Annotated in this window: 22 protein-coding genes; 6 read left to right on the plus strand and 16 right to left on the minus strand. The window is 69.4% G+C overall.

The features are described from left to right. Window positions 1-97: 97 nt before the first annotated feature. From FVS66_RS20665 to FVS66_RS35150, 3 genes are read right to left on the minus strand one after another with little or no spacing between them, the layout of a single operon-like run. Complete coding sequence (locus FVS66_RS20665; protein ID WP_149182664.1) at window positions 98-328, minus strand: hypothetical protein; 231 nt, start codon at window positions 326-328, stop codon at window positions 98-100. Between the two features lie 4 nt (window positions 329-332). Then, window positions 333-551, minus strand: a complete 219-nt coding sequence (locus tag FVS66_RS20670; RefSeq protein WP_149182665.1) for a hypothetical protein — start codon at window positions 549-551, stop codon at window positions 333-335. Between the two features lie 29 nt (window positions 552-580). Then, on the minus strand, window positions 581-1,093 hold the full coding sequence (locus FVS66_RS35150) for a hypothetical protein (protein ID WP_187645625.1): 513 nt from the start codon (window positions 1,091-1,093) through the stop codon (window positions 581-583). Between the two features lie 305 nt (window positions 1,094-1,398). On the opposite strand from FVS66_RS35150, the gene FVS66_RS20680 reads away from it, so the two are divergent. Further along, complete coding sequence (locus FVS66_RS20680) at window positions 1,399-2,769, plus strand: SidA/IucD/PvdA family monooxygenase (protein WP_149182666.1); 1,371 nt, start codon at window positions 1,399-1,401, stop codon at window positions 2,767-2,769. Window positions 2,770-2,779: 10 nt separating this feature from the next. Beyond that, window positions 2,780-3,184 (plus strand): hypothetical protein, encoded by a 405-nt coding sequence (locus FVS66_RS20685; RefSeq protein ID WP_149182667.1) that lies wholly within the window; start codon window positions 2,780-2,782, stop codon window positions 3,182-3,184. 200 nt (window positions 3,185-3,384) lie between these two features. Here FVS66_RS20685 and FVS66_RS20690 read toward each other — a convergent pair whose 3' ends face one another. Then, window positions 3,385-4,470: a hypothetical protein gene (locus tag FVS66_RS20690; RefSeq protein WP_149182668.1), complete on the minus strand. Its 1,086-nt coding sequence runs from the start codon at window positions 4,468-4,470 to the stop codon at window positions 3,385-3,387. A gap of 577 nt (window positions 4,471-5,047) precedes the next feature. Between FVS66_RS20690 and FVS66_RS20695 the strand changes: the two genes are divergently transcribed. The 3 genes from FVS66_RS20695 to FVS66_RS20705 all read left to right on the plus strand — a co-directional run bounded on the left by FVS66_RS20695 (window position 5,048) and on the right by FVS66_RS20705 (window position 6,632). Beyond that, window positions 5,048-5,401 (plus strand): DUF317 domain-containing protein, encoded by a 354-nt coding sequence (locus FVS66_RS20695; protein ID WP_149182669.1) that lies wholly within the window; start codon window positions 5,048-5,050, stop codon window positions 5,399-5,401. A gap of 103 nt (window positions 5,402-5,504) precedes the next feature. Next, entirely contained in the window at window positions 5,505-5,795 is a 291-nt protein-coding gene (locus tag FVS66_RS20700) for a hypothetical protein (RefSeq protein ID WP_149182670.1), read from the plus strand. A gap of 15 nt (window positions 5,796-5,810) precedes the next feature. Further along, entirely contained in the window at window positions 5,811-6,632 is an 822-nt protein-coding gene (locus FVS66_RS20705) for a DUF317 domain-containing protein (RefSeq protein WP_149182671.1), read from the plus strand. 151 nt (window positions 6,633-6,783) lie between these two features. On the opposite strand, the gene FVS66_RS20710 is transcribed toward FVS66_RS20705, so the two are convergent. The 11 genes from FVS66_RS20710 to FVS66_RS35155 form a co-directional block, all read right to left on the minus strand. After that, window positions 6,784-7,473, minus strand: coding sequence for a hypothetical protein (locus FVS66_RS20710; protein WP_149182672.1), 690 nt, complete (start codon window positions 7,471-7,473; stop codon window positions 6,784-6,786). Window positions 7,474-7,552: 79 nt separating this feature from the next. Further along, entirely contained in the window at window positions 7,553-7,996 is a 444-nt protein-coding gene (locus FVS66_RS20715; protein WP_187645626.1) for a hypothetical protein, read from the minus strand. Between the two features lie 164 nt (window positions 7,997-8,160). Continuing rightward, window positions 8,161-9,903, minus strand: a complete 1,743-nt coding sequence (locus FVS66_RS20720; protein WP_149182674.1) for a relaxase/mobilization nuclease domain-containing protein — start codon at window positions 9,901-9,903, stop codon at window positions 8,161-8,163. Then, window positions 9,900-10,523 carry a hypothetical protein gene (locus tag FVS66_RS36140; RefSeq protein ID WP_262387111.1) on the minus strand — a complete coding sequence of 208 codons (624 nt, stop codon included), beginning with the start codon at window positions 10,521-10,523 and terminating at the stop codon, window positions 9,900-9,902. The genes FVS66_RS20720 and FVS66_RS36140 overlap by 4 nt, the downstream gene beginning before the upstream one ends. After that, complete coding sequence (locus tag FVS66_RS20730) at window positions 10,520-10,756, minus strand: hypothetical protein (RefSeq protein ID WP_149182675.1); 237 nt, start codon at window positions 10,754-10,756, stop codon at window positions 10,520-10,522. Before FVS66_RS20730 ends, FVS66_RS36140 begins: the two co-directional genes overlap by 4 nt. Before the next feature lie 88 nt (window positions 10,757-10,844). Beyond that, complete coding sequence (locus FVS66_RS20735) at window positions 10,845-11,036, minus strand: hypothetical protein (RefSeq protein WP_149182676.1); 192 nt, start codon at window positions 11,034-11,036, stop codon at window positions 10,845-10,847. After that, window positions 11,033-12,487, minus strand: coding sequence for a hypothetical protein (locus FVS66_RS20740; protein ID WP_149182677.1), 1,455 nt, complete (start codon window positions 12,485-12,487; stop codon window positions 11,033-11,035). Before FVS66_RS20740 ends, FVS66_RS20735 begins: the two co-directional genes overlap by 4 nt. Beyond that, window positions 12,484-13,125, minus strand: a complete 642-nt coding sequence (locus FVS66_RS20745; RefSeq protein ID WP_149182678.1) for a WhiB family transcriptional regulator — start codon at window positions 13,123-13,125, stop codon at window positions 12,484-12,486. Before FVS66_RS20745 ends, FVS66_RS20740 begins: the two co-directional genes overlap by 4 nt. A 161-nt stretch (window positions 13,126-13,286) precedes the next feature. Then, entirely contained in the window at window positions 13,287-14,003 is a 717-nt protein-coding gene (locus FVS66_RS20750) for a hypothetical protein (protein WP_149182679.1), read from the minus strand. A gap of 2 nt (window positions 14,004-14,005) precedes the next feature. Then, window positions 14,006-14,896 carry a helix-turn-helix domain-containing protein gene (locus FVS66_RS20755; protein WP_149182680.1) on the minus strand — a complete coding sequence of 297 codons (891 nt, stop codon included), beginning with the start codon at window positions 14,894-14,896 and terminating at the stop codon, window positions 14,006-14,008. Then, a complete protein-coding gene (locus FVS66_RS35155) occupies window positions 14,893-15,039 on the minus strand; it encodes a hypothetical protein (protein WP_187645627.1) in 147 nt (48 codons plus the stop codon). The genes FVS66_RS20755 and FVS66_RS35155 overlap by 4 nt, the downstream gene beginning before the upstream one ends. Window positions 15,040-15,884: 845 nt before the next feature. On the opposite strand from FVS66_RS35155, the gene FVS66_RS20760 reads away from it, so the two are divergent. Next, window positions 15,885-16,745, plus strand: coding sequence for a helix-turn-helix transcriptional regulator (locus FVS66_RS20760; RefSeq protein ID WP_262387112.1), 861 nt, complete (start codon window positions 15,885-15,887; stop codon window positions 16,743-16,745). Between the two features lie 284 nt (window positions 16,746-17,029). On the opposite strand, the gene FVS66_RS20765 is transcribed toward FVS66_RS20760, so the two are convergent. Then, entirely contained in the window at window positions 17,030-17,659 is a 630-nt protein-coding gene (locus FVS66_RS20765; RefSeq protein ID WP_149182682.1) for an HAD-IA family hydrolase, read from the minus strand. Window positions 17,660-17,909 lie beyond the last annotated feature (250 nt).

Raw genomic sequence — 17,909 nt, forward strand, 5'->3', positions numbered from 1 at the left:
GGAGACGGACCCGAACGGTTTGCCCGTCCGGCAGGCTCAGCGATATCTCGGCCGGAATGGATCCGGCCGTACGCCGGCCACCGCTCGGGCCGTCCACCTACCCGGCCCCGGCTTCCAGCTCCCGCGCCGCCGTGCGCAGCGCCACCCGCTGCCCGGTTCCCGCCTCATGCCAGTAGGGGTGCCACCACACTTGCGCCGATAGTTCCAGCAGGCGCCGACGCAGCACCGTCGTCCGCCCACGGTGGGCCGGGTCAGCGAGGCTCCGATAGGTCCGCTGCCAGGCAGACTGCGCGGCGATCAGGTCCTCGGGGAAAGCAGAGCATCGCATACGGTTATTGCATCACGTGTTCGATTTCTGTCGCATCTGTGCAGGTAGAGCGCGCAGGGATCGGCTGTGACTGAGCGTTGTAGTTGGCCAGTGAGCGTTGTTCTTGGCCGGTTGAGCGCTGGCAGTCCAAGCTCTCGGCGAGCCGGTCGGAGTGGGCGTCGAGCAGCTCCTTGAGCATGAGGTAGCGGGGATAGCGCTGAGCCCGCTTGAGGAGGCTGAACACGGTGGTGGTGTCCCTTCGCCAGGCCGTCTTCAGGTCGGCGTCGTCGCGGACCTCGGCTGGTGCGGGTGCGAACAGGTGCTCGCGGTGGGTGACGCGGGCCCAGACGTAGGCTGCGAGTCCGCGCCGTCGGCTTGGAAGAACCGCAGGCGGAATGGCTGCGACAGCACCTCGACCACCCCGCCAGCGAAGTCCAGGGCCAGCAGCAGACGACGCTCCGCCAGGCTCTTGAACCCGTGCTGTCGACCCGTAGAGACCAGGAACTCCAGCCCCGGCCGGTGCCTCTGCCCAGCTCGCCAGGAGAACTGGCGTACCGGCACGGACAACGCCGTCGGCGCGTCCGCGAGGTCTCGTACGGGCACAATGACGTCGGCCTTGCCCGCCTTCCAGACCGTCGTCCACGTACGCAGCCAGTCCGGCGCATCGTCGAGCCGGCCGACGGCCTCCTCGGGTACCGCGTACGGCAGGAACAGCTCGTCGAGAGCGCAGGCGTGCGACCACACCGGCCCGATTTCGCGTACCGCACCACCGTTCCGGGACTCCACGAGGTCAGTTCACCGCAGTACTGCGGTCGTGACCGGGAGATCGCCAAAACCCGCCGCTCAGCGCCGGCCCGCGCAACCCTGCCCCCTGATCGAAGTGAGCGTCGGCGGGCGGCGGGGCGGTCCAGACGTTGCTCGCGACGCCCGCCGCCCGTTGTGAAATCTGCTCCAGCCGGTCTGGCTGGCTCTCGACGGCCCGGCATTTAGTGCGCACGAGCACCTGCCTTCAACAAGACAGTCCATCGTGCACCGGGCAAAATAAAGTCTAGTAGGGAAGTTCCGAGCCCACCCGACGCAGTCCGGAGGGTATGGTGCCCGATAAGAAACTGATCGTCATTGGAGCGGGCCCAAAAGGAATAGCATTGGCGGCGAAAGCTGCCGAACTCGGCCAGCTGCAGCTCGGCGAAGCTGCCCCGAAGGTCTCCCTCATCGAAAAGGGCGGGGCGGGAGCCTACTGGTCAGGTGAGCATGGGTACACCGATGGCAGTCACGCCCTGGCCACATCCCCACTCAAGGACCTTGGGTTCCCTTATCGCTCCACCGTATGGGGTTCGCATAACGCCAACGTGAACCGCGCTATGCTCAAATACAGTTGGCAGGCGTTCCTTGTGGACGACAGTGGACACCGCACCCATCGATTCGCCGATTGGGTAGACCGCGGACTCCCAGCACCCCGACTATCGGTATGGTCAGAATATCTTCGTTGGGCTGCCGAGAAAATCAAGGAGCGGATTGCAGCGGAGGTCATCATCCGCGGGGAAGTCACTCACGTCGAGCTTCTCGACGATAGATGGCAAGTGTCGGTCGGGGCCGAGAAGCACCGCTGTGATGGGATAGTCGTCACGGGGCCAGGAGCTGCAAGGATGCCGAAGCTAGAGGGCGGCTGGCCTGGCGTTGTGACGGATGCTCAGAACTTCTGGCGTGGCAACGCCATAGGTGACCAACTGAGAGAGGATATAAAGAGCTCGGGTGGCGTAATTGGGGTGATCGGCGATGGTGGGGCCTCGGCTTCGATGATCCTATCTCTCCTTAGCGAGTTCCCAAAATGCCAAATAAAGGTGTTTGCCCCGTGGGGTGTACTGTATAGCCGAGGTGAGAGTTTCGACGAGAATCGCCACTACTCAAATCCTGCGAATTGGGTGCAACTGGAGGACGGGAGTCGAAAGAGATTTCTGCGGCATACGTCAAATGGCGTTTTTTCACTTCTTGCGAAAAGTGGCATAAATCAGGCCGAGAATCTGACGACAATCGCTGGTGAAGTTGATGAAATCCTCATTGACGACGGAGTGCCCTGCATAAGGGTGATTGATCCGGAGACGAAGCGGGAGAGGGTTATCGAGAGGGTCGACTTCGCGGTCGTCGCGATGGGTTTTGACGATATGTGGTGGCTCTCATTGCTTGGTGATGGCGCTCGCCAACGGATTCAGAACGCGATCACCCCTGCCGACGCCAAGCCAGGCGATCCGAGGCCAGCGGCCACACCGCAATCGCTTGGCTCATGCATCGGAGAGCACCTGGAGCTCAAGGGAATGCACCCGTACCTTCACCTGCCGATGCTGGCTGGCTACGAGCAGGGGCCAGGGTTCCCCTCGCTTGGTTGCTTGGGGCTCCTGTCAGACCGGATACTCCATGCTTACTGTGGCGAGCAAAGCGCGAGTAGGCTCGGCTTCACCACGTGAGGAGGCACCTATGACAAGTCCTGAGGGATGGCAGCCATCCTCCCTGGTCACCCGCGCTGTGCTCTGGCCTCCTGCGGTGTTCCGCGCTGTCGAAGGTGTCGCCCGCGCGCACCGCACCACGTTCACCGGCTTGGCGAGTCAGGCGGTCGATCGCGCACCGGAGGATGGGCTGGGCTCCGATGTGGAGGGCTGGGCTGCAGAGGTACTGCCGGGAGCTCATGATCTTGCCGCTGCCGAGCCAGGGCTTGATGAGCAACGGCAGATGCGAACCCTGTACTGGGAAGACAGGCTGGATCGAAAGCTGGATGCCCTAAGCGGGAAGCTGGCATCGGACGTCATTCTGCTCGGGTGCGTATGCATGAAGTACCCGGAGCTTCGTACTTCGCTCCCAAAGGCACATGTCGCCCATGCGTGAGGACGGCGGCTGGCCTGCCCACCAGCGACGCCCAGGCCCCAATCGACCCACAGGTCGCTGATCTTGTAGCGGTCTGCCTACATGACGAACACCCGGTGAGTGACCTGGGTAGTTCCCGGCCTATGTGCGCGACGCCCCCAGCCTGATGCTCAGGTGGCCAACTAGCGTGCTCAGTCACATCGGCTGTGACTCATGATCTGTCAGTGATTGTCAGCGAAGGTTGGTGACGGCGCGACCAGTACGTCTGAAACAGGAGATCCACCGCGCTCGAGCCAGCGGTTGACCCAGGCGGGCACGGAGACGGCAAGCTGCTGCTGGGCAGCGTAGATCTCCGGGCGGTGCTCCTGGATCCGCTTCAAGCGGTCGCCGCGACGCTGGATGGCGCGCACCTCCAGCACCCCGGGCCGCTCGGCTAGGCCGGCGACGACGGTGGTGCACTGATCGCTGTAACCGGGCGGCAGATGGCAGCTGCAGTGCTCGTCCACGGAGGCGAGGGGCAGGCCCCAGCCGGGCGCCGCGAGCAGCGCCATCAGCCGCCGGTGGCCGGCGGCGCCGGAACCTTCCGCGAAAGTGGGGTCGATGATCCAGCGTTCGCCACCGCCGCGTTCGTGGTGGCCAAGCCAGCCGGTCACGGCCAGCGGCGTCCCTAGGGTGCGGATCAGGCCGACCCGGCGCAGCAGCCCGCTGGTCAGCCAGGCCGACGCCGCGGTGCCCCGGCGGCCCGGCCGCCGGTAGGGACGCTCGGCCGGGTGCCACCGGGCCGGCAGGTCGCGGTGGCACGGCGTCATGCCGTAGACGCCCATCTGCCGGTCCTGGACGTCGACCGCACGCAGCCACTCATCGGGGTCCAGACCCAGCAGGGTGACGGAGGCGGACGTGTCCAGCACGCGCAGCACCACCTGCCCGCGCTCGACGTGGGTACGAGCCCCTGGCACCCCCTTGATGTCGCCGTACTCGTCGGCGCGCGGCAGCAGCGCCTCGGCCAGGTCCAGGGCCTGGGTCTCCTCCGGGTCGCGCCGATCGACCGGGTCAGCCTCGAATCGGATCAGAAGGCGGTCCGGGCGCGGGTCGACGTATTCGATACCCCAGGGGTGCAGCGTGGTGATCCGACGCCAGGCCAGTGCGGCCATCACGCGGGCCTCCATCAGCAGCTGGTCGGCGTCAGGCTGAGGGATCAGCAGGGAGTCAGGCGCGGCGGCCTCGACCCGGCGCCGGGCGGACTGCCAGGGCATGCCGGTGTACAGACGCAGCAGTTCGACGCGACGTTCGACGGCGGTTGTCTTCATGACTCGGTACCCCTCAACACCGCGGAGCCGTCCCGACACAGCGCGCGGCGGAGAGCCACGAGGAACATGCGGACCATGCAGCGGTGCCGGCCGAGTTGGCTTCTCCACGGCGTGCTCGACGTCGGGTCGAGCACAGGGCAGGGACCCCGCCGGGCCCACCGCTCCGGATTTGACCACAGCGACTGCGGCAGGTCCCCTGGTCCCCGAGGTGACGCGCCGCCGCGTCACCCCAACGTCGCAGCTCTTTGGGTGGGTCAGGCGGTCTGGCCTCCGTCGATGACGAGGGCGGTGCCGGTGGTGAAGGCGGCGTCAGCGTGGCCATCCTGCGCACGGAGGCCGGCCGCAGCCCTCACGAGGCCCACCCTCCGAAGAGGGCCGGCGCCTCCTAGCTTCCTTAGCCGCAACACAAGAAGCCGCCTCCGGTACAGCCCAAACGTCCACTACCCCGCTGACCCCGAGGGACAACAGTTCGCCGGGGGCAGACAGCAAAGAGCGCGGAAAGACTGGCCAACGCGGGCGAGACCATGTCAACGTAGACGACCTTGCAAGAAACCCCAGGTCAAAGAGGTGATTGCCCGTGACCATGGCTCCCGTTGGACCCGGTTTCTCCACCACCATCGAAGCCCTGCGGCTACGCGAGTGGCAGCTCGGTCCCGGCCAGCCCACGCTCGTCATGGACCAGTTCTCCGCGGAGGACTTCAACCTCATCGTGGACGACCGTGCGGACGTGCACGTCAGCAGTAAGGACGGCCGGTTCTACATGGGCTGGTTCCCGCTCGGTCGTCCCGGCACCGATGGCGAAGGATGGAAGATCGCCGTCACCGGCACAGCCAAGGTGCGCGGCTACCACGTGTCCTTCGACACAGAGACGCCGGCCGACATCGTCGCCGCTGCAGTGGCACGCGTGCTGGAGACCTCACGGCGGGTGTGACACCGCAGGGGCGGCCGAAGACCTCACCCGAGGGCGGCTCGCCGACTCCCGATGGCAGGCCGTAACCACCACTCACCGTTTTCCCCACACAAGGAGGCTGTTCGTGACGCGTCCGGAGATGACCGTTGACGAGCTCATCGACCTGCTGTCCGCCTGTGACCGGAGCGCTCCGGTCCGCCAGGCCATGAATCCGTTCTTTCCCATGGCACATCGCCTCGCGCAGGTCGTGCAGTCCGTGGACGAGACCGGCCGGACCGTTGTCTACCTCGCAGAGGGGCGGGACGAGGACACACAGCTCGGCCATCTGCCGCCCGAGGTCGCCGTCGCCCTTTCCTGGCAGGGCCCCGTTCAGGCACCACCGCGCCGCCCCCGCCGAACTGCCGGCGGCAAGTAGAACCGCACCGAGCCTTTGGAGGCGCCCCTGTATCCCGACTTCTCGCTCGACCCGTCCACCCCGCCCGGCGGCCAGCCCGCGTTCTGGGTCGGGCCCCGGCACCTGGCCGGTGACGACAAGCGCCTCTACGACACCGTCGCCGACACGCTCGCCGGCCTGGGCTGGACGAGCCTGACGATCGTCCGCGGTCGCCACGAGCCGGACGAAGCGGACGAGGACCGCCAGGTCCTGCGCAGCACCGTCCTGCACATCAGCCCCGACACCCTCCGGTGGGCCCAGTGGAGCCTGGCGGACGAACCGTTCCACCTGGGGGATCTGCCGATCGCCTGGCAGATCTCCGCCCGCGCCGACAAGAGCAGCCCGCTCGCTCAGTGGTCGGCGTACTTCACCCCCGACGTCCCCGGCGAGTCCGTGGCCGACTTCCTCGTCGCGCTGGATGCTCGCGACCAGCCCGCCGTGCCGATCGCCGGCCCCGAGCTGGTCCTCGACGCCGTCGCTGCGCACGGCTGGCTCCGCGACATCGACCAGCCCCAGGCGGCGGCGACAGACCCGACGTTCACCTCGCACATCAGCCTCGGCGAGGTGCCGCCCCTCATCCAGGACGCCGACCCGCGCGCCCTGACCACCGCGGCCGACGAAGTGGGACCGGCTGGGTGGCAGGCGTGGGCCGAGCCCGCGCTCGGCGCACCGTGCCTGTGGGCGGTGTCCTTCGGTGCCAGCGTCCCGCACGATCTCGTCGCGGCCTTCGCCGCCTCCCTCAGCTCGACCGCGCCGGTCCTGCGCCGGGTGCTGCCCGAGGCCACCCGGGAGCGGCTCCTACGCGCGCCGGCCATCTAGCGCTCTGCGGTCCCCTTTCCCCGACGTGCACCAGCCCGGCCTCTCCCGAATGGGAGGCCGGGCTTCTTTTCTCGGGTAGGGAACGCTCGTACGCGCAACGCGCTGCTGCCCCCGACCGCGACGGTCGGGGGCAGCAGCATGTCCAGGCCGGTCAGCCGACTCTTTCCGCCTTGGCGAGAGCCTTCTCAAGGTGACGGTCGACGAGGGCCGGGGAGCCCGAGACGATCAGCAGCAGACTGCCGTCGCGGATCGCGGTCTGCTTCACCACGGTGCTTCGCCTTCCAGCGGAGAAAGTCAGGAGTTGACTCCACTGCTCGTCCCCGAGCTGGTGGGGCGCGGGCAGCTTCTCCGAGGCCATGTCGATCGCGGTGCCGCCCGCGACGACCTGATAGGTGGGGCAGCCGGTCATGGCGTCGAAGATCCGGCCGATGCCGTCGGACAGCTTGTTCGCGCTGTCGCTGTACAGCTCCTCGGAGATCTCGGAGCTGCTGCTGCCGGCGTAGGTGAAGCTGGCCTTAGCCTTGCGCGGGAAGGTGAGCGCGCCGCCGGTGGCCGCGCTGCCGCCCAGCTCGCTCAGGGCCGGGCAGCCGATGACGGTGACGTCGTCGTGCTGGGCGGGAGGCTCCGGCTTGCGCAGGTAGCCGCTGCCGAGGTCGCCCTCGTCGAGCAGGCGCGTCTCCAGCGCGGCCGAAGAGAGCATGGCAGTCCTCTGGGCGGCGTCGGCCGGCTTCCCGGTACGGGCGGAGGGTGCGGTGTCGGGCTTCGTGCCGGTGGAGCAGGCGGGCACGGCGAGGAGAGCGGCGGTGATACCGAGGGCGGTGGTGGTGACGCGAACGCGCATGACGGAACTGACCCCTTGGTGCTAGGCGACGGGTGGTCAGTGCGGACCCGGGGGCCCGGTGGGGTTGTAGGGGTGGGGGTCAGTGGCCGAGGTGGCGCAGGCAGTCCTCGAACGTGGCGTGCGTCGCGTCCGCCGGCCCGGCGCTCCGGTTGTACCAGGCGGTGTCGAGGCGCATCTCCTGCTGCTGGTGGCCGGCCCGGCAGCGCAGCCAGATCCGGTCGTGGGTGGAGAGGATGAGCCAGTCCCGGTACGCGCCGCACGCGGCGCAGGCGACCATCTCGCCGTCGAGGACGAGCGGCTGCGCCCAGGGCATCATGCGGCCGTCGAGCTGGTCGTGGCTGGGCACCCGTAGTTCCGGCGGAAGGAAGTCGTCCATCACGGCGGCCGGCTCGCTGTGATCCGGCTCGGCCAGCGGCCCCCCGATCCCGGGTGGGACCTGGTCCTGCAGCCGCGCCGACAGCTCGAAGAATCGGCGTTGCGCCTCGCTGGGCTCCGCCGCCCGGCGGCGTATCCGGTGAAACACCCTGACGTCCTCCCTTGCCTTACCTGCTCGCGTCATGATCGTGCCTTATGGCCGGGACGGCCTCAATTCACAAAGTCAACAGTCACCTTCCAGGAGGTCAGGAGCCGTTTCCTCGGCACGCCGCGGCTGGCGCGCCCTCGTCGATCGCCCAGCTCCGCGCCCGTTTACCGGGTCTTGCCGGACGCGCCCTCTCCGCCGCGACGGCGGTCATGTGCAGAGGGCCGGGATGCCGCCCTGCGCGATGTGGACTGGCCACCTGTCGTGCCGTTCGCAGGCAGTTCCGATGCGTCGGCGGGCAGGTCGGCCATCCGCCGCATCCGCCACACCAGCACATCGCTCACAGAGTCCGCGGTGCCGAGTTCGCGACGCTCGACCGCGCCGGTCAGGAGGGTGGCCGGGTCGTGACCGGCGGCTTCGGCGTCTGCGATCGTCGCGGCCAAGGCGTACCAGCCGGGCTCGGCGAGGATCTGCTCGGCCAGCCCGGGCAGCGCCTCGCGCAGCACCACCGTCTGCCGCTGGAGCAGGGGCCGATTCAGACGCCGGCCCCGCTGGTAGAGCACACCGAGAGGCTGGGCGGCGGCCTCCTGGTAGGCGGAGCGCAGGTGCTCGGCGGCCTGGCGGGCGGCGGCGGCCTGCTGCGCGTGGCCCTTCCTCGCGTGCCAGTGCACGGCGGCGGTGATCAGGAAGAACAGCATGTCGATGGCCATCGCGGTGCTCGCGCCGTCCTCACCGCGGCCGAGGGCCGGGCCGCCGTGGACGAGGTCGCGGGCGGCCTGCCGCAGGGCCCGGTCGTGTCCGCGTACGGCGCGGACGTGGGAGCGCGAGGCCCGTTCGAAGGCCGTTGCGGCGTCGCGCAGTTCGCGGCGGGTGTGGGCGGCGGACGTCTTCGCGAGGGCGTCCAGGACTTCACCGGCCGCGGCGATGTGGGCGGCGGCGACCGCGTCGTCGCCGTGCTCGATGACGAGCATGGCCTGCCACGCGGCCGATGCCGTCCTGCGGCGGGCAGCGGCCGGAGTGCCCGGCCCCGTACGGACTGCATCCCCCTGCCGAGGAGCGGGGTTGTTCTGGGTACCGCCGGACCAGCGCTCCCGGATGCGAGGCAGTGAGAGGTCGGGAGCGAGTCGCGCGCCGGGGTAGAACACCGGCTCGCCGTCCTTGTTCCGGTCGTCGGGCAGGGCCACCTTGTATCCGAGGAGGTCCCCCGACGGCGCGGCGCGCTTACGGATCAGGAGGCCGGCGCCGGCGAGCCGGTCGAAGAACTCCTCCTCGCTCCTCGCGCCGGCCACGGCACGTCGTACGGTCTCGCGCAGTTCTTCGCGGGCAGTGCGCTCGCGGCCCTGGCGCTCGGCCTTGTGTCGCTCGGCGCTGGTGGGCAGCTGAGCAGCCGTGCCGTCGCCGGGGGCGACCTGGTGGAGACCGAGTTCCTTCTCGATGAGCCGGGCCTCGGCCTGGGCACGGGCGCCCGAACGGTAGTCGTCAGGGCGTCGGCCGTCCTCGGTCACGAGGGTGGCGACGATGTGGATGTGGTCCTCCGCGTGCCGTACGGCGGCCCAGCGGCAACCGGGCTCTCCGTCGCCGGGGTCGATGCCGGTGGCGGCGACGATCCGGCGGGCGACCTCGGCCCACTCTTCGTCCGACAGGGTCCGGTCGCCGGGGGCGGTGCGGACGGAGGTGTGCCACACGTGCTTGGCAGGCCGGGCGTGCGACGGCAGCGCCTGGACGGGCTGGTCCAGGAGCTGCTGGAGGGCCTTCAGTGTGGCGTTCGGGTCGCGGCCGGGGTCGGGGGCCATGCCGTCGAAGGAGGCCACGAGGTGGGGGTCAACGTGTTCCTCACGCTTGCCGGGGCCGTAGAGGTAGGCGAGCAGGCCGATGGTCCGCTCGCCGGGCGGGTTGACGCTCGGGATCATGCTGCCTGCTGCTGTTCGAGGACCGCGGTCGCGGCGGCGTGCACCGCGTCGGCGGCCCGCCGCACGGCCGCGAGGCTTGCCTCCAGCTGAGGGAGGGCCGCATCGGCACCGGCGTTGAGGGCCTTCGTCACCTGATTGAGGTTGCTGCCGGCCCAGCCGAGCTTGCGCCGGCTGTCGAACAGGGCAGTCAGAACATCGCGTTCGGTGGCGATCTCGGCATTCGTTCGGTCGAGATCTCGGGCCGCAGCAAGCGCAGCACGGGCGAGGAAGCCGCCGACGGTCAGGTTGCACTGGGCGGCAGCGGAAACGATCAGGGCAAACTCGGCGTCGTTGAAGCGGGTCGTACGCAGGTGGCGGCGCTTCTTTTCAGGCGGCTGACGAGGACGCTGACGGGCAGGACGCTCACGAGGTCGACGATTCGGCTTGCGCTCCTCCTCCGGCTTCGATCCGCCCTCGGTCGAAGCCCCCAGGACCTGCGCCCCCCGGTGCAGGTCCTCTCCCGCCCCTTCAGGGGCGGGCTTGGCGGAAGTACTACTTCCGCCCCAACTTGCTCGCCCCGAGATCAAGTTGAGGTCATGAGCAGGTTCCGGGGTGTTGCCGTTCTGGATCGGGTTCGTCATCGGGATTCGGGCCTCGTTGAGCGGGTGCGGTGCTGGATGGTGGCGGCCAGCTCGACGACGTCGGCCGGCCCGTTGAGGACGCGGACGGGTTCGTCGGGCTGGAACTGGACGAGCCACTGGCCGGTCGGGGCGAGGACTGCGGCGTGCAGGAGGCGTCGGCGGACCAGGACGTCCGCCCAGGCGCCGGCCTCGGCGATCGTGGGCTCGGACGAGCGAGGGGGACGCGGTATCACGGCCTGTCTCCTGGAGCGGGGCGGTGGCCCGGCGAGGGAGCCGGACCACCTGTTTGCGGGTAGGGCGTTGAGCTGGGGTTTTACCGGTTCAGCCGCACTCGGGGCAGCGCGCGACGTGGCTGTTGAGCGCCCGGGCCATCCGCTGCTTCGTCGATGCAGCCTGCTTAGCGCTGGACTTTGCCGCCGGCCTGCCCTCGTGCCGTTTGGAGTGGGCGATCATGTAGCCGATCTCCCGCTGGTACTCCGCACGGACGGTGTTGAACTGGTGGCAGGTCTTCATCGGGCGGTGCTCCTTGTCTTCGTGGTGTCGTCGCTCCGCAGCTGCTGGAGGACGAGGCTCAGCCGGTCGTTCCGGCCGCCCCGGAGGCCCTCGCGCCGCAGGATCTCCCGCAGCTGAACCCGGGTGACGGACTCGTTGCCGTCCCGCGCGAGCAGCTCGGGGACGTGAGGGCGGACTTGCTGGACGAGCTGGTCCACCGACTGCTCCGGCTCGCGCGGCGGACGCTGCGTTTGTGGGCCTCCAGACCGGCCACTTCGCTTCCCCTTGCCCTTGGCCTTCGTAGTCGGTTTCCGGCGGAGGGGGACCTTGTGTCCCCGGTCCCCGGTGGGCTCGGTCCCCGACGTGGTGCCCTCCGGTCCCCGGTCCCCGGTGGGCTCGGTCCCCGACGTGGTGCCCTCCGGTCCCCGGTCCCCAGCGGGCTCGGTCCCCGCGTCCCCGCCCTCGGTCCCCGCGTCCTGTTCCCTGGTCCCGGGGACCAGTCCCCCCTCCTCACGCGGTCCCCGGTCCCCGATCAGTTCGGCGGGACGGCGGGGACCGGTTGAGGGAACCGCCGCGTTCGGCGCCTGCGGCGAGGGGACCGTGGCAGCCGTGGCACTGCCATGTGGCGGGGACCAGGGAGACGGAAGCGGGACCGTGGCGAGCGCGAGGGCGTGCCGACGGGCGGCGAGCTGGTCGAGCAGCTGCGCGCGCTGGAGGGGGTCGGTGCCGACCGATGCCCTGCCGAGGGCCTTCGACAGCCGCCGGGTGAGGCGTCGGCCGCGCCAGCTCTGCTGCTGCTCGGGCGTGCGCTCCGCGAGGCGGGCGGCGAGGGCGACAGCGCAGGTGGTAGCCCGGTCGCGGGTGATCTGCGCGGCGTCGCGGTCTCGGGCTGCGATGCCCAGGCGGGACAGCAGGCGTTCGCGCACCTCCCGCCCCAAGGTGGCGATCAACCCTCGGGACGCGGCGCCCGGGGTACGCAGGCGCAGTTCGATGCCCATGGCGAGGTGCCACAGCATCGCCGCCATGATCGGGCCGACGAAGGCGCGGACGGTGCCGCCCACAGGGCCGCTCTCGGCGAAGGCGGGGATCACCTGCACTCCGGTGATCACCCAGACCAGCGTGCCGGGCAGGCCGGGTGCCCCCTGGGTGGCCAGATTCTGCCGGGCCATCAGCGCGGTCGCGAAGAGAGCGAGTTCGGCTGCGGCGAACATGGCGACGCGTTCAGCGGTGCCGGCCATGTCGAGGTAGTCGGCGGCGAAGCGCCAGCTCGTGTCCGCGCTGTAGGCGGTGCAGCCGAGCGCGGCGAGCGCGGCGACCTTGACCGCCGGGCTGCCGAGACGTTTCTGCGGGCGGGTGTCCCGGCGCCGGATCGCCCAAGCGGTCAGCATCAGGACGAGGGCGGCGGGCACGCCGATCGCGAGGATGAGAGGCAGGTCCGTAGCGGCACCGAGGGACAGGACGGGGTGGGTCATGCTGCCTTTCCGAGAGGGGCGTGCACCGAGGTCGAGGCCACCGGACGGGTCACCGGCTGCCGTGTACCGGGCTTGGCGGGCGCGGGGCCGCCTGCGGTCGGGGTGGCCTTCTTCCGCTTCTTCTTTGGCCGGGGCACGCCGTAGGTGCGGTCGCGGTCGAAGACCTTGTTGGCGGCCTGCCGGAGCAGGTCCCGGGCGTGCTTGTGGCTGATCTGCAGCGCGGATGCGAGCCGGGCGGGTCGCCAGCCGCGGACGTAGGCGTGGTCGATGACGACCTGGCGCTCGGCCTCGGTCAGGTGCACGTCGCGTCCGTTGAAGAAGGCGATTACGCGGCTGTAGTCGAGGCGCTGGGGCAGCCCGTCGTGCCAGGGGCGCCGCTCGGCTTCGGTGAGCCCGCCCCAGATGCCCTCCTTGAGGACGTTCTCCAGGGCATAGTTGAGGCAGTCGCGGCGTACCGGGCACCAGCCGCACAGCTCCTTCGCCTCGGCGATGGCATCGTGGTCCCGGGGGAGGGGGAAGAACACGGCGTCGGCGTCCTCGGGGTCCATGCCGTGGCACACACCGCGGCTTTGCCAGCTGGTGTCGCCGATGCCGCGCAGGCCGGTGGGTGGCGCGTCGTGGGTGGTGATGTGGCGCAAGGGGGTCTCCGATGTGCTGCCGCGTTGGCCGGGCGGGGCCGGCGCTGGGGCGGACGCGGCGTCGGGTGCCGGCTGCGGCGCAGGGAGGTGCGCCGCAGCCGAGGCGGGACGGTGGTGTGGTGGCGGTGCACCGGATGGGATGCACCGGCCTTGCGCGCCGGTCAGGCCATCGCGGGCTGGCGGACCTGTTCGGTCTGCTGGGGCTGCTGTGCGGCGGCGAGGTCGAGGCGGCCGGGGTGCGGGGTGGCACGCGGGGCAGTTCCGCGGGCTCCACCGTCGGGGCCGACCCTTCGGCGACGGCACGGCTCACCGGGCTGGGCCAGGCACCACTCGCAGCGGACGCTCAGGGCGTCCGGCTGCCCCTGGGCGACGGCGGCCTCGCGCGCGGCTCGGGCTGGCCGGTAGGGCGCGAGGGCGGCTCGGGCGGCGGGCGGTATGCAGGAGCCGATCTCCCGCAGACGCGCCTTCAGCCTCGGATCGATGCCGTCGCGACCACTGGTGATCGCCCGGGCCTGCGCGGGCTGCGCGATGCCGGCGGCGACGGCGCGGCGGGCGCCGACCAGCTCGGCGGTCCAAGCGGCCTGGTCGTTCGGGTCGACGGACGGCGTGGGGTCGGAGTGCCTCGCCAGGCGGTCTCGCCGGTAGCTCTCCCAGGGACGGGCCACGTCCGCGGGCAGGATCTGGTACGGCGAGGTGCGGATGTGTTGGCGGGCGGCGACGCGGGCGTCCCAGCCGTGCGGGGTGGCCATCGGCACGTCGCCGAGCAGCTCGTGCCACTGGGCGAGCTGGTCGCGGGCCTCGCCCTGGTCGGTGCGGATGGTGCGGGGGTCGAGTCGGCCGATGTAGGCCAGCAGGGCTGCGATTTCGCGACGGTCCATGGTCAGCCCTCCGTTCCGGTCGGCTCGTCGAGGGCGGCGAGAAGGGCGGCCGTGTGGGCCTCGGCCCGCGTCATGCCACCCGGCGCTGCGGAAGCTCCGCCGGGCACGGCGTAGAGGCTCGGGCGGCTGGGTGCGTGCTCTCGGGCGATCCAGGAGCGCCAGTCGGCAGCCCAGGCAGCAGCTGGCCGCAGCTTGAAGTCGGCCCGGTGGGCCCGCCACTTCGCGTCGGCCGCCTGCAGGCCCTGTTCGCCGAGGCGATCGAGGTGTCCCTGCTGTCGGGCCCAGGTGTGGGTGGCTGGGTCGACCTGCCACTCGGCAGCGGAGATGACGGCAGCACCACTGCTGTACCTCCGGTTCAAATCCGGTTCACTACGGTTCTGTATGCCGGTTTCCGGTACACCGCTGTGCCGGTTTCCGGTACGCCGAGGTGCCGGTTTCCGTCGGGACCTGCCGGTTTCCGCTACTGCCGGTTTCCGCACCCTGGCGGGGGATCCCGGCACCTCACGAGGACGGATTCCGTACCGCCGCAGGACCGAGAGCCGCAGTGTCAGGCCCTCCTCCGGATCGTCCGTCGGCGCCTGGTCGCCGTCCTCCTCCAGCTCCCGCTTGGCTTGGGCCACGGCCTTCGCGGCGAGGGGCAGGCGGTAGACCGTGCTGCGCTGCGGGCCGGTGAGGTCGTCGAGCTGCTCCAGCTCGTCGGCGTCGACCAGCCGGTCGATGGCTTCGCGCACCGTGGAGACGGAGGCGCGCGTGCGCTTGGCCAGGCTGGACAGCGAGGCCCAGGAGACGCACTGCTCGTCGGCCACCCGGTCGGCGATCGACAGCAGGACCAGGCGCGCGGTTCCGCGGCTGGCGCTGTGCTCCCACACCCACTCGCGGGCGTCGCTGCTCATCGGCCGCTCCCGGTGGCGGGGCGGGGCCGGCGGTTCGCCGAGGCCGGGATGGTGGGCTCCAGCTCGGGGCACAGAGGCGCCGAGTCGGACGTGGCTGCCGCGAAGGCCAGGCGGAAGGGCCTTTTGCGCAGGGCAGGAGGCATGCGATACTCCTCGTTGCAGTGTTGCCACGCTGATGCGCCCCTCGGAAGGACTCAGCGTGGTGATGGTGGGCAACCTCCGCCCTTGCCGGGGCGGACATGCCATTTAGCGTTCGGCGTCCGGGAGTTCCGCTCTCGGACGCCGTCGCTGTATGCGGACCTACAGGCCGATGCTGCTGCTCTCCTTACGTTTGTGGTGCCGGGCAGGGCGCCCGGGGGACGACGAACATACGCACGGACCCGTGTCAAGATCCAGAGTTGGTCCTTAAACTCTGTACTGGTTGCAGAGAGTGACGGAGAGTCCCGCTCTTGCGCTTGCCCGGAAGTGCCGGCTCATGCCGTGTCCGCCTGAGAGTCGCCGCTCTCGGGGTTTGGCATCTTCTTGTTCTCCCGCACACGCCGTCCGCCGGGTGATTGAGGGTGCGCTTGCGTGTCGTACGCCTACAGCTCGCGTACGTGCATCCCCCACGCCCCCATTTACGCCATGTAAGACCTTTGTAAGATTGGCCGCTTTTGTCCACTTTGCCAGGTATTCGGCACTGGACTGGACGGCTGCGAGCCATCAGGCAGCACCCGCGCCTGGGGTTGCTACGCGGGGCCAGGACCGAATCCCCGGTCCAGTCGCCGGCAGCGGCTGGGTACCGAATCCTGCGGCGCGTTGCGCAGGCGGCGACGGCGACGCAGCATGCATGGGGGGTCCTTCCTGGGGCTGGCACCATGGGGAGCTGGAGTCGGCCAGCAGGTGCGATACGGAAACGTACGTCAGTTGCGTGGATGTATCAAGTCTGGGTTACAGTTGCTCTAGAGGACGCCCCCACCGGCCCGATCGTCACCCTGCAGGAGTTCATGTGCCACGTCAGTTCGACGGCAGCCGCGTACGTGCTGTCAGGCGGGGAAAGGACCTCCTTCAGCAGGAATTGGGCGAGATGGTGGGCGTCAGCGCCCCCACGGTCGCTCGATGGGAGAGCGGCCAGGACTTCCCCAAGGGCGAGAAGCTTCCCCTAATTGCAGCGGCGCTCGGTGAGTCGCTTGATGTTCTTTTCCCCCACGACGGTCCGCCGGACCTGCAGCTCCTGCGGTGCGACGCTGGCCTCAGCGTTGCGCAGGCCGCCGCGGTCATCGGCGCGAGCCGCGTGCCGGTGAAGAACGCCGAATCGGGCCGGCGCCGGCTCAGTGATGCTTACGTGCTGCCGCTCGCACAGGCGTACAAGGTGTCCAAAGAGGAATTGCTGGCTGCCCAGGACTGCTCGTTCGGGCTTCACCCCGGGGGCTCGCGTGACGAGCAGGCGTCCGCACCTCGCACGGTCGGGGAGAAGATCAACTATCTCCTGCAGCACGGGTACGTTGGTCAGGAAGCGCCCTCTGATGAGGAAATCGCGCGGCTGGTAAATGAGCATGCGGGCGTGGAGGCCGTCACGGCCGACGACATCGCCGCCCTTCGCACGGGTGCCACAACGGAGGCTTCCGATGTGGTGCGTGCCGGCCTTGCCCAGGCCCTCCAGGTCGACGCGGCCCTCTTCCAGGACGATGCCGAGGTCAACCCTGCGGCCCGCGAATTCCTGGAGGCACTCCGCTTCCTCGGCTCGATTCACCGAGGGCAGATCCTCGGCCTGGCTGCCCGCGGCAACAGCGCGGGCCTGTCTGCCGAAATGATGGCCCATATCAACGAGCTCGTCGGAGAGCTGAAGCACAAGCTGCCAGAGGTGTAGGACGGGGAGTGACGCCCCCGGCGAACACTCCTCGCGGGCTTGGTGTCTCAGGCGTTTTCCGCTCGGCCGGCTCGGCGTCGGGTACGGGCCGTTGACCGCGCGCGGACCAGCCCAATGCGAGCTATCTCGCGGCCGCGTCAATGGCCGACAACAGCGAAGGGACTACGGCGATGCCCCTTACTGGGGGCAATCGCCGTAGTCCCTTCGCTGTTCCCGATCCCGGCGCTCCAAATGCTCAGCTCCGACATCGAGACCGATCGGACCGCCGAGCGGCCGGCGCCGGGCTAAGAGGCAGTGAGGTCCACGCCGAGCAGCTCGGAGAGAGTGGCTACCGTCTTCCGGGGGTCCTGGTTGTGAACCCCGGCGAGGCCGAGCTGCTCCGCTGCCCGGACATATCCCTCGGTGTCGTCGACGAAGACGCACTCCTCGGCCGGCAGGTCCATGAGCTTGAGCGTGATCTCGAAGAGCTCGGGGTCAGGCTTGCGCAGCAGGTGCTGCTCGGAGATCACCACGACGTCGTACAGCCGCTCAAGCTCGAAGCCGTCGTACAGGTCCCAAGGCGTCAAGCCCACGGAGTTGGACAGGATGCCCACCTTGATCCCGGCTCGCCTCGCTGCGGCAGCCGCATTGATCATCAGCGGCTCGGGGCGGAGGTCGCCGAAGATGCGGCCCATCAGGTTGTCAGCCGGCACGCCCAGCATCTTGCCGGCGAACTCGTTCCACTCGGTCTGGGAGACCGCTCCGCGCTCAAGATCACTGGTGATCCGGACGCCCTCCTCATCCTTGTACAGGGCCGTGAGGCAGGCGCCCTGCGGAAGACCCTCACGCTGCTCGAAGGCGAGCACTGCGGGCAACAGCGGAGTCGTGAGAACGCCTCCGAAATCGAGGATGAGGCCGGTGCGGCGGTTGGACATGCGAGAACTCCAGATTGCTGAGATTTCGGACGCCCATCCAGACCGGATAGCGTCACGGCCCGGCTACATGTGGCGACGGGAGTAGCTGTGCGTCGCAGGCCAGGGTGCACTTACGGGGGCGGAGCAAGACCTATCAGTCCGCATGACCCACGGTACCAGCCCACTTCATGCAGCAGATGGTGCCAAATCTCACTTGCAGTAGCAGCACGCATTCAAGATCGCCATGTCGCCCGGTTACACATGCCGGGCA

It is taken from the genome of Streptomyces sp. TRM49041 (assembly GCF_008271805.1).
In the GTDB taxonomy this organism is placed as follows: domain Bacteria; phylum Actinomycetota; class Actinomycetes; order Streptomycetales; family Streptomycetaceae; genus Streptomyces.

What these genes read in the sequence shown, in the direction of transcription:
- FVS66_RS20665 (WP_149182664.1), bottom strand. Translation starts at nt 328, where the DNA reads ATGCGATGCTCTGCTTTCCCCGAGGACCTGATCGCCGCGCAGTCTGCC.
- FVS66_RS20680 (WP_149182666.1), top strand. Translation starts at nt 1,399, where the DNA reads ATGGTGCCCGATAAGAAACTGATCGTCATTGGAGCGGGCCCAAAAGGA.
- FVS66_RS20685 (WP_149182667.1), top strand. Translation starts at nt 2,780, where the DNA reads ATGACAAGTCCTGAGGGATGGCAGCCATCCTCCCTGGTCACCCGCGCT.
- FVS66_RS20690 (WP_149182668.1), bottom strand. Translation starts at nt 4,470, where the DNA reads ATGAAGACAACCGCCGTCGAACGTCGCGTCGAACTGCTGCGTCTGTAC.
- FVS66_RS20710 (WP_149182672.1), bottom strand. Translation starts at nt 7,473, where the DNA reads ATGCGCGTTCGCGTCACCACCACCGCCCTCGGTATCACCGCCGCTCTC.
- FVS66_RS20720 (WP_149182674.1), bottom strand. Translation starts at nt 9,903, where the DNA reads ATGATCCCGAGCGTCAACCCGCCCGGCGAGCGGACCATCGGCCTGCTC.
- FVS66_RS36140 (WP_262387111.1), bottom strand. Translation starts at nt 10,523, where the DNA reads ATGACGAACCCGATCCAGAACGGCAACACCCCGGAACCTGCTCATGAC.
- FVS66_RS20735 (WP_149182676.1), bottom strand. Translation starts at nt 11,036, where the DNA reads ATGAAGACCTGCCACCAGTTCAACACCGTCCGTGCGGAGTACCAGCGG.
- FVS66_RS20740 (WP_149182677.1), bottom strand. Translation starts at nt 12,487, where the DNA reads ATGACCCACCCCGTCCTGTCCCTCGGTGCCGCTACGGACCTGCCTCTC.
- FVS66_RS20750 (WP_149182679.1), bottom strand. Translation starts at nt 14,003, where the DNA reads ATGGACCGTCGCGAAATCGCAGCCCTGCTGGCCTACATCGGCCGACTC.
- FVS66_RS20755 (WP_149182680.1), bottom strand. Translation starts at nt 14,896, where the DNA reads ATGAGCAGCGACGCCCGCGAGTGGGTGTGGGAGCACAGCGCCAGCCGC.
- FVS66_RS35155 (WP_187645627.1), bottom strand. Translation starts at nt 15,039, where the DNA reads ATGCCTCCTGCCCTGCGCAAAAGGCCCTTCCGCCTGGCCTTCGCGGCA.
- FVS66_RS20765 (WP_149182682.1), bottom strand. Translation starts at nt 17,659, where the DNA reads ATGTCCAACCGCCGCACCGGCCTCATCCTCGATTTCGGAGGCGTTCTC.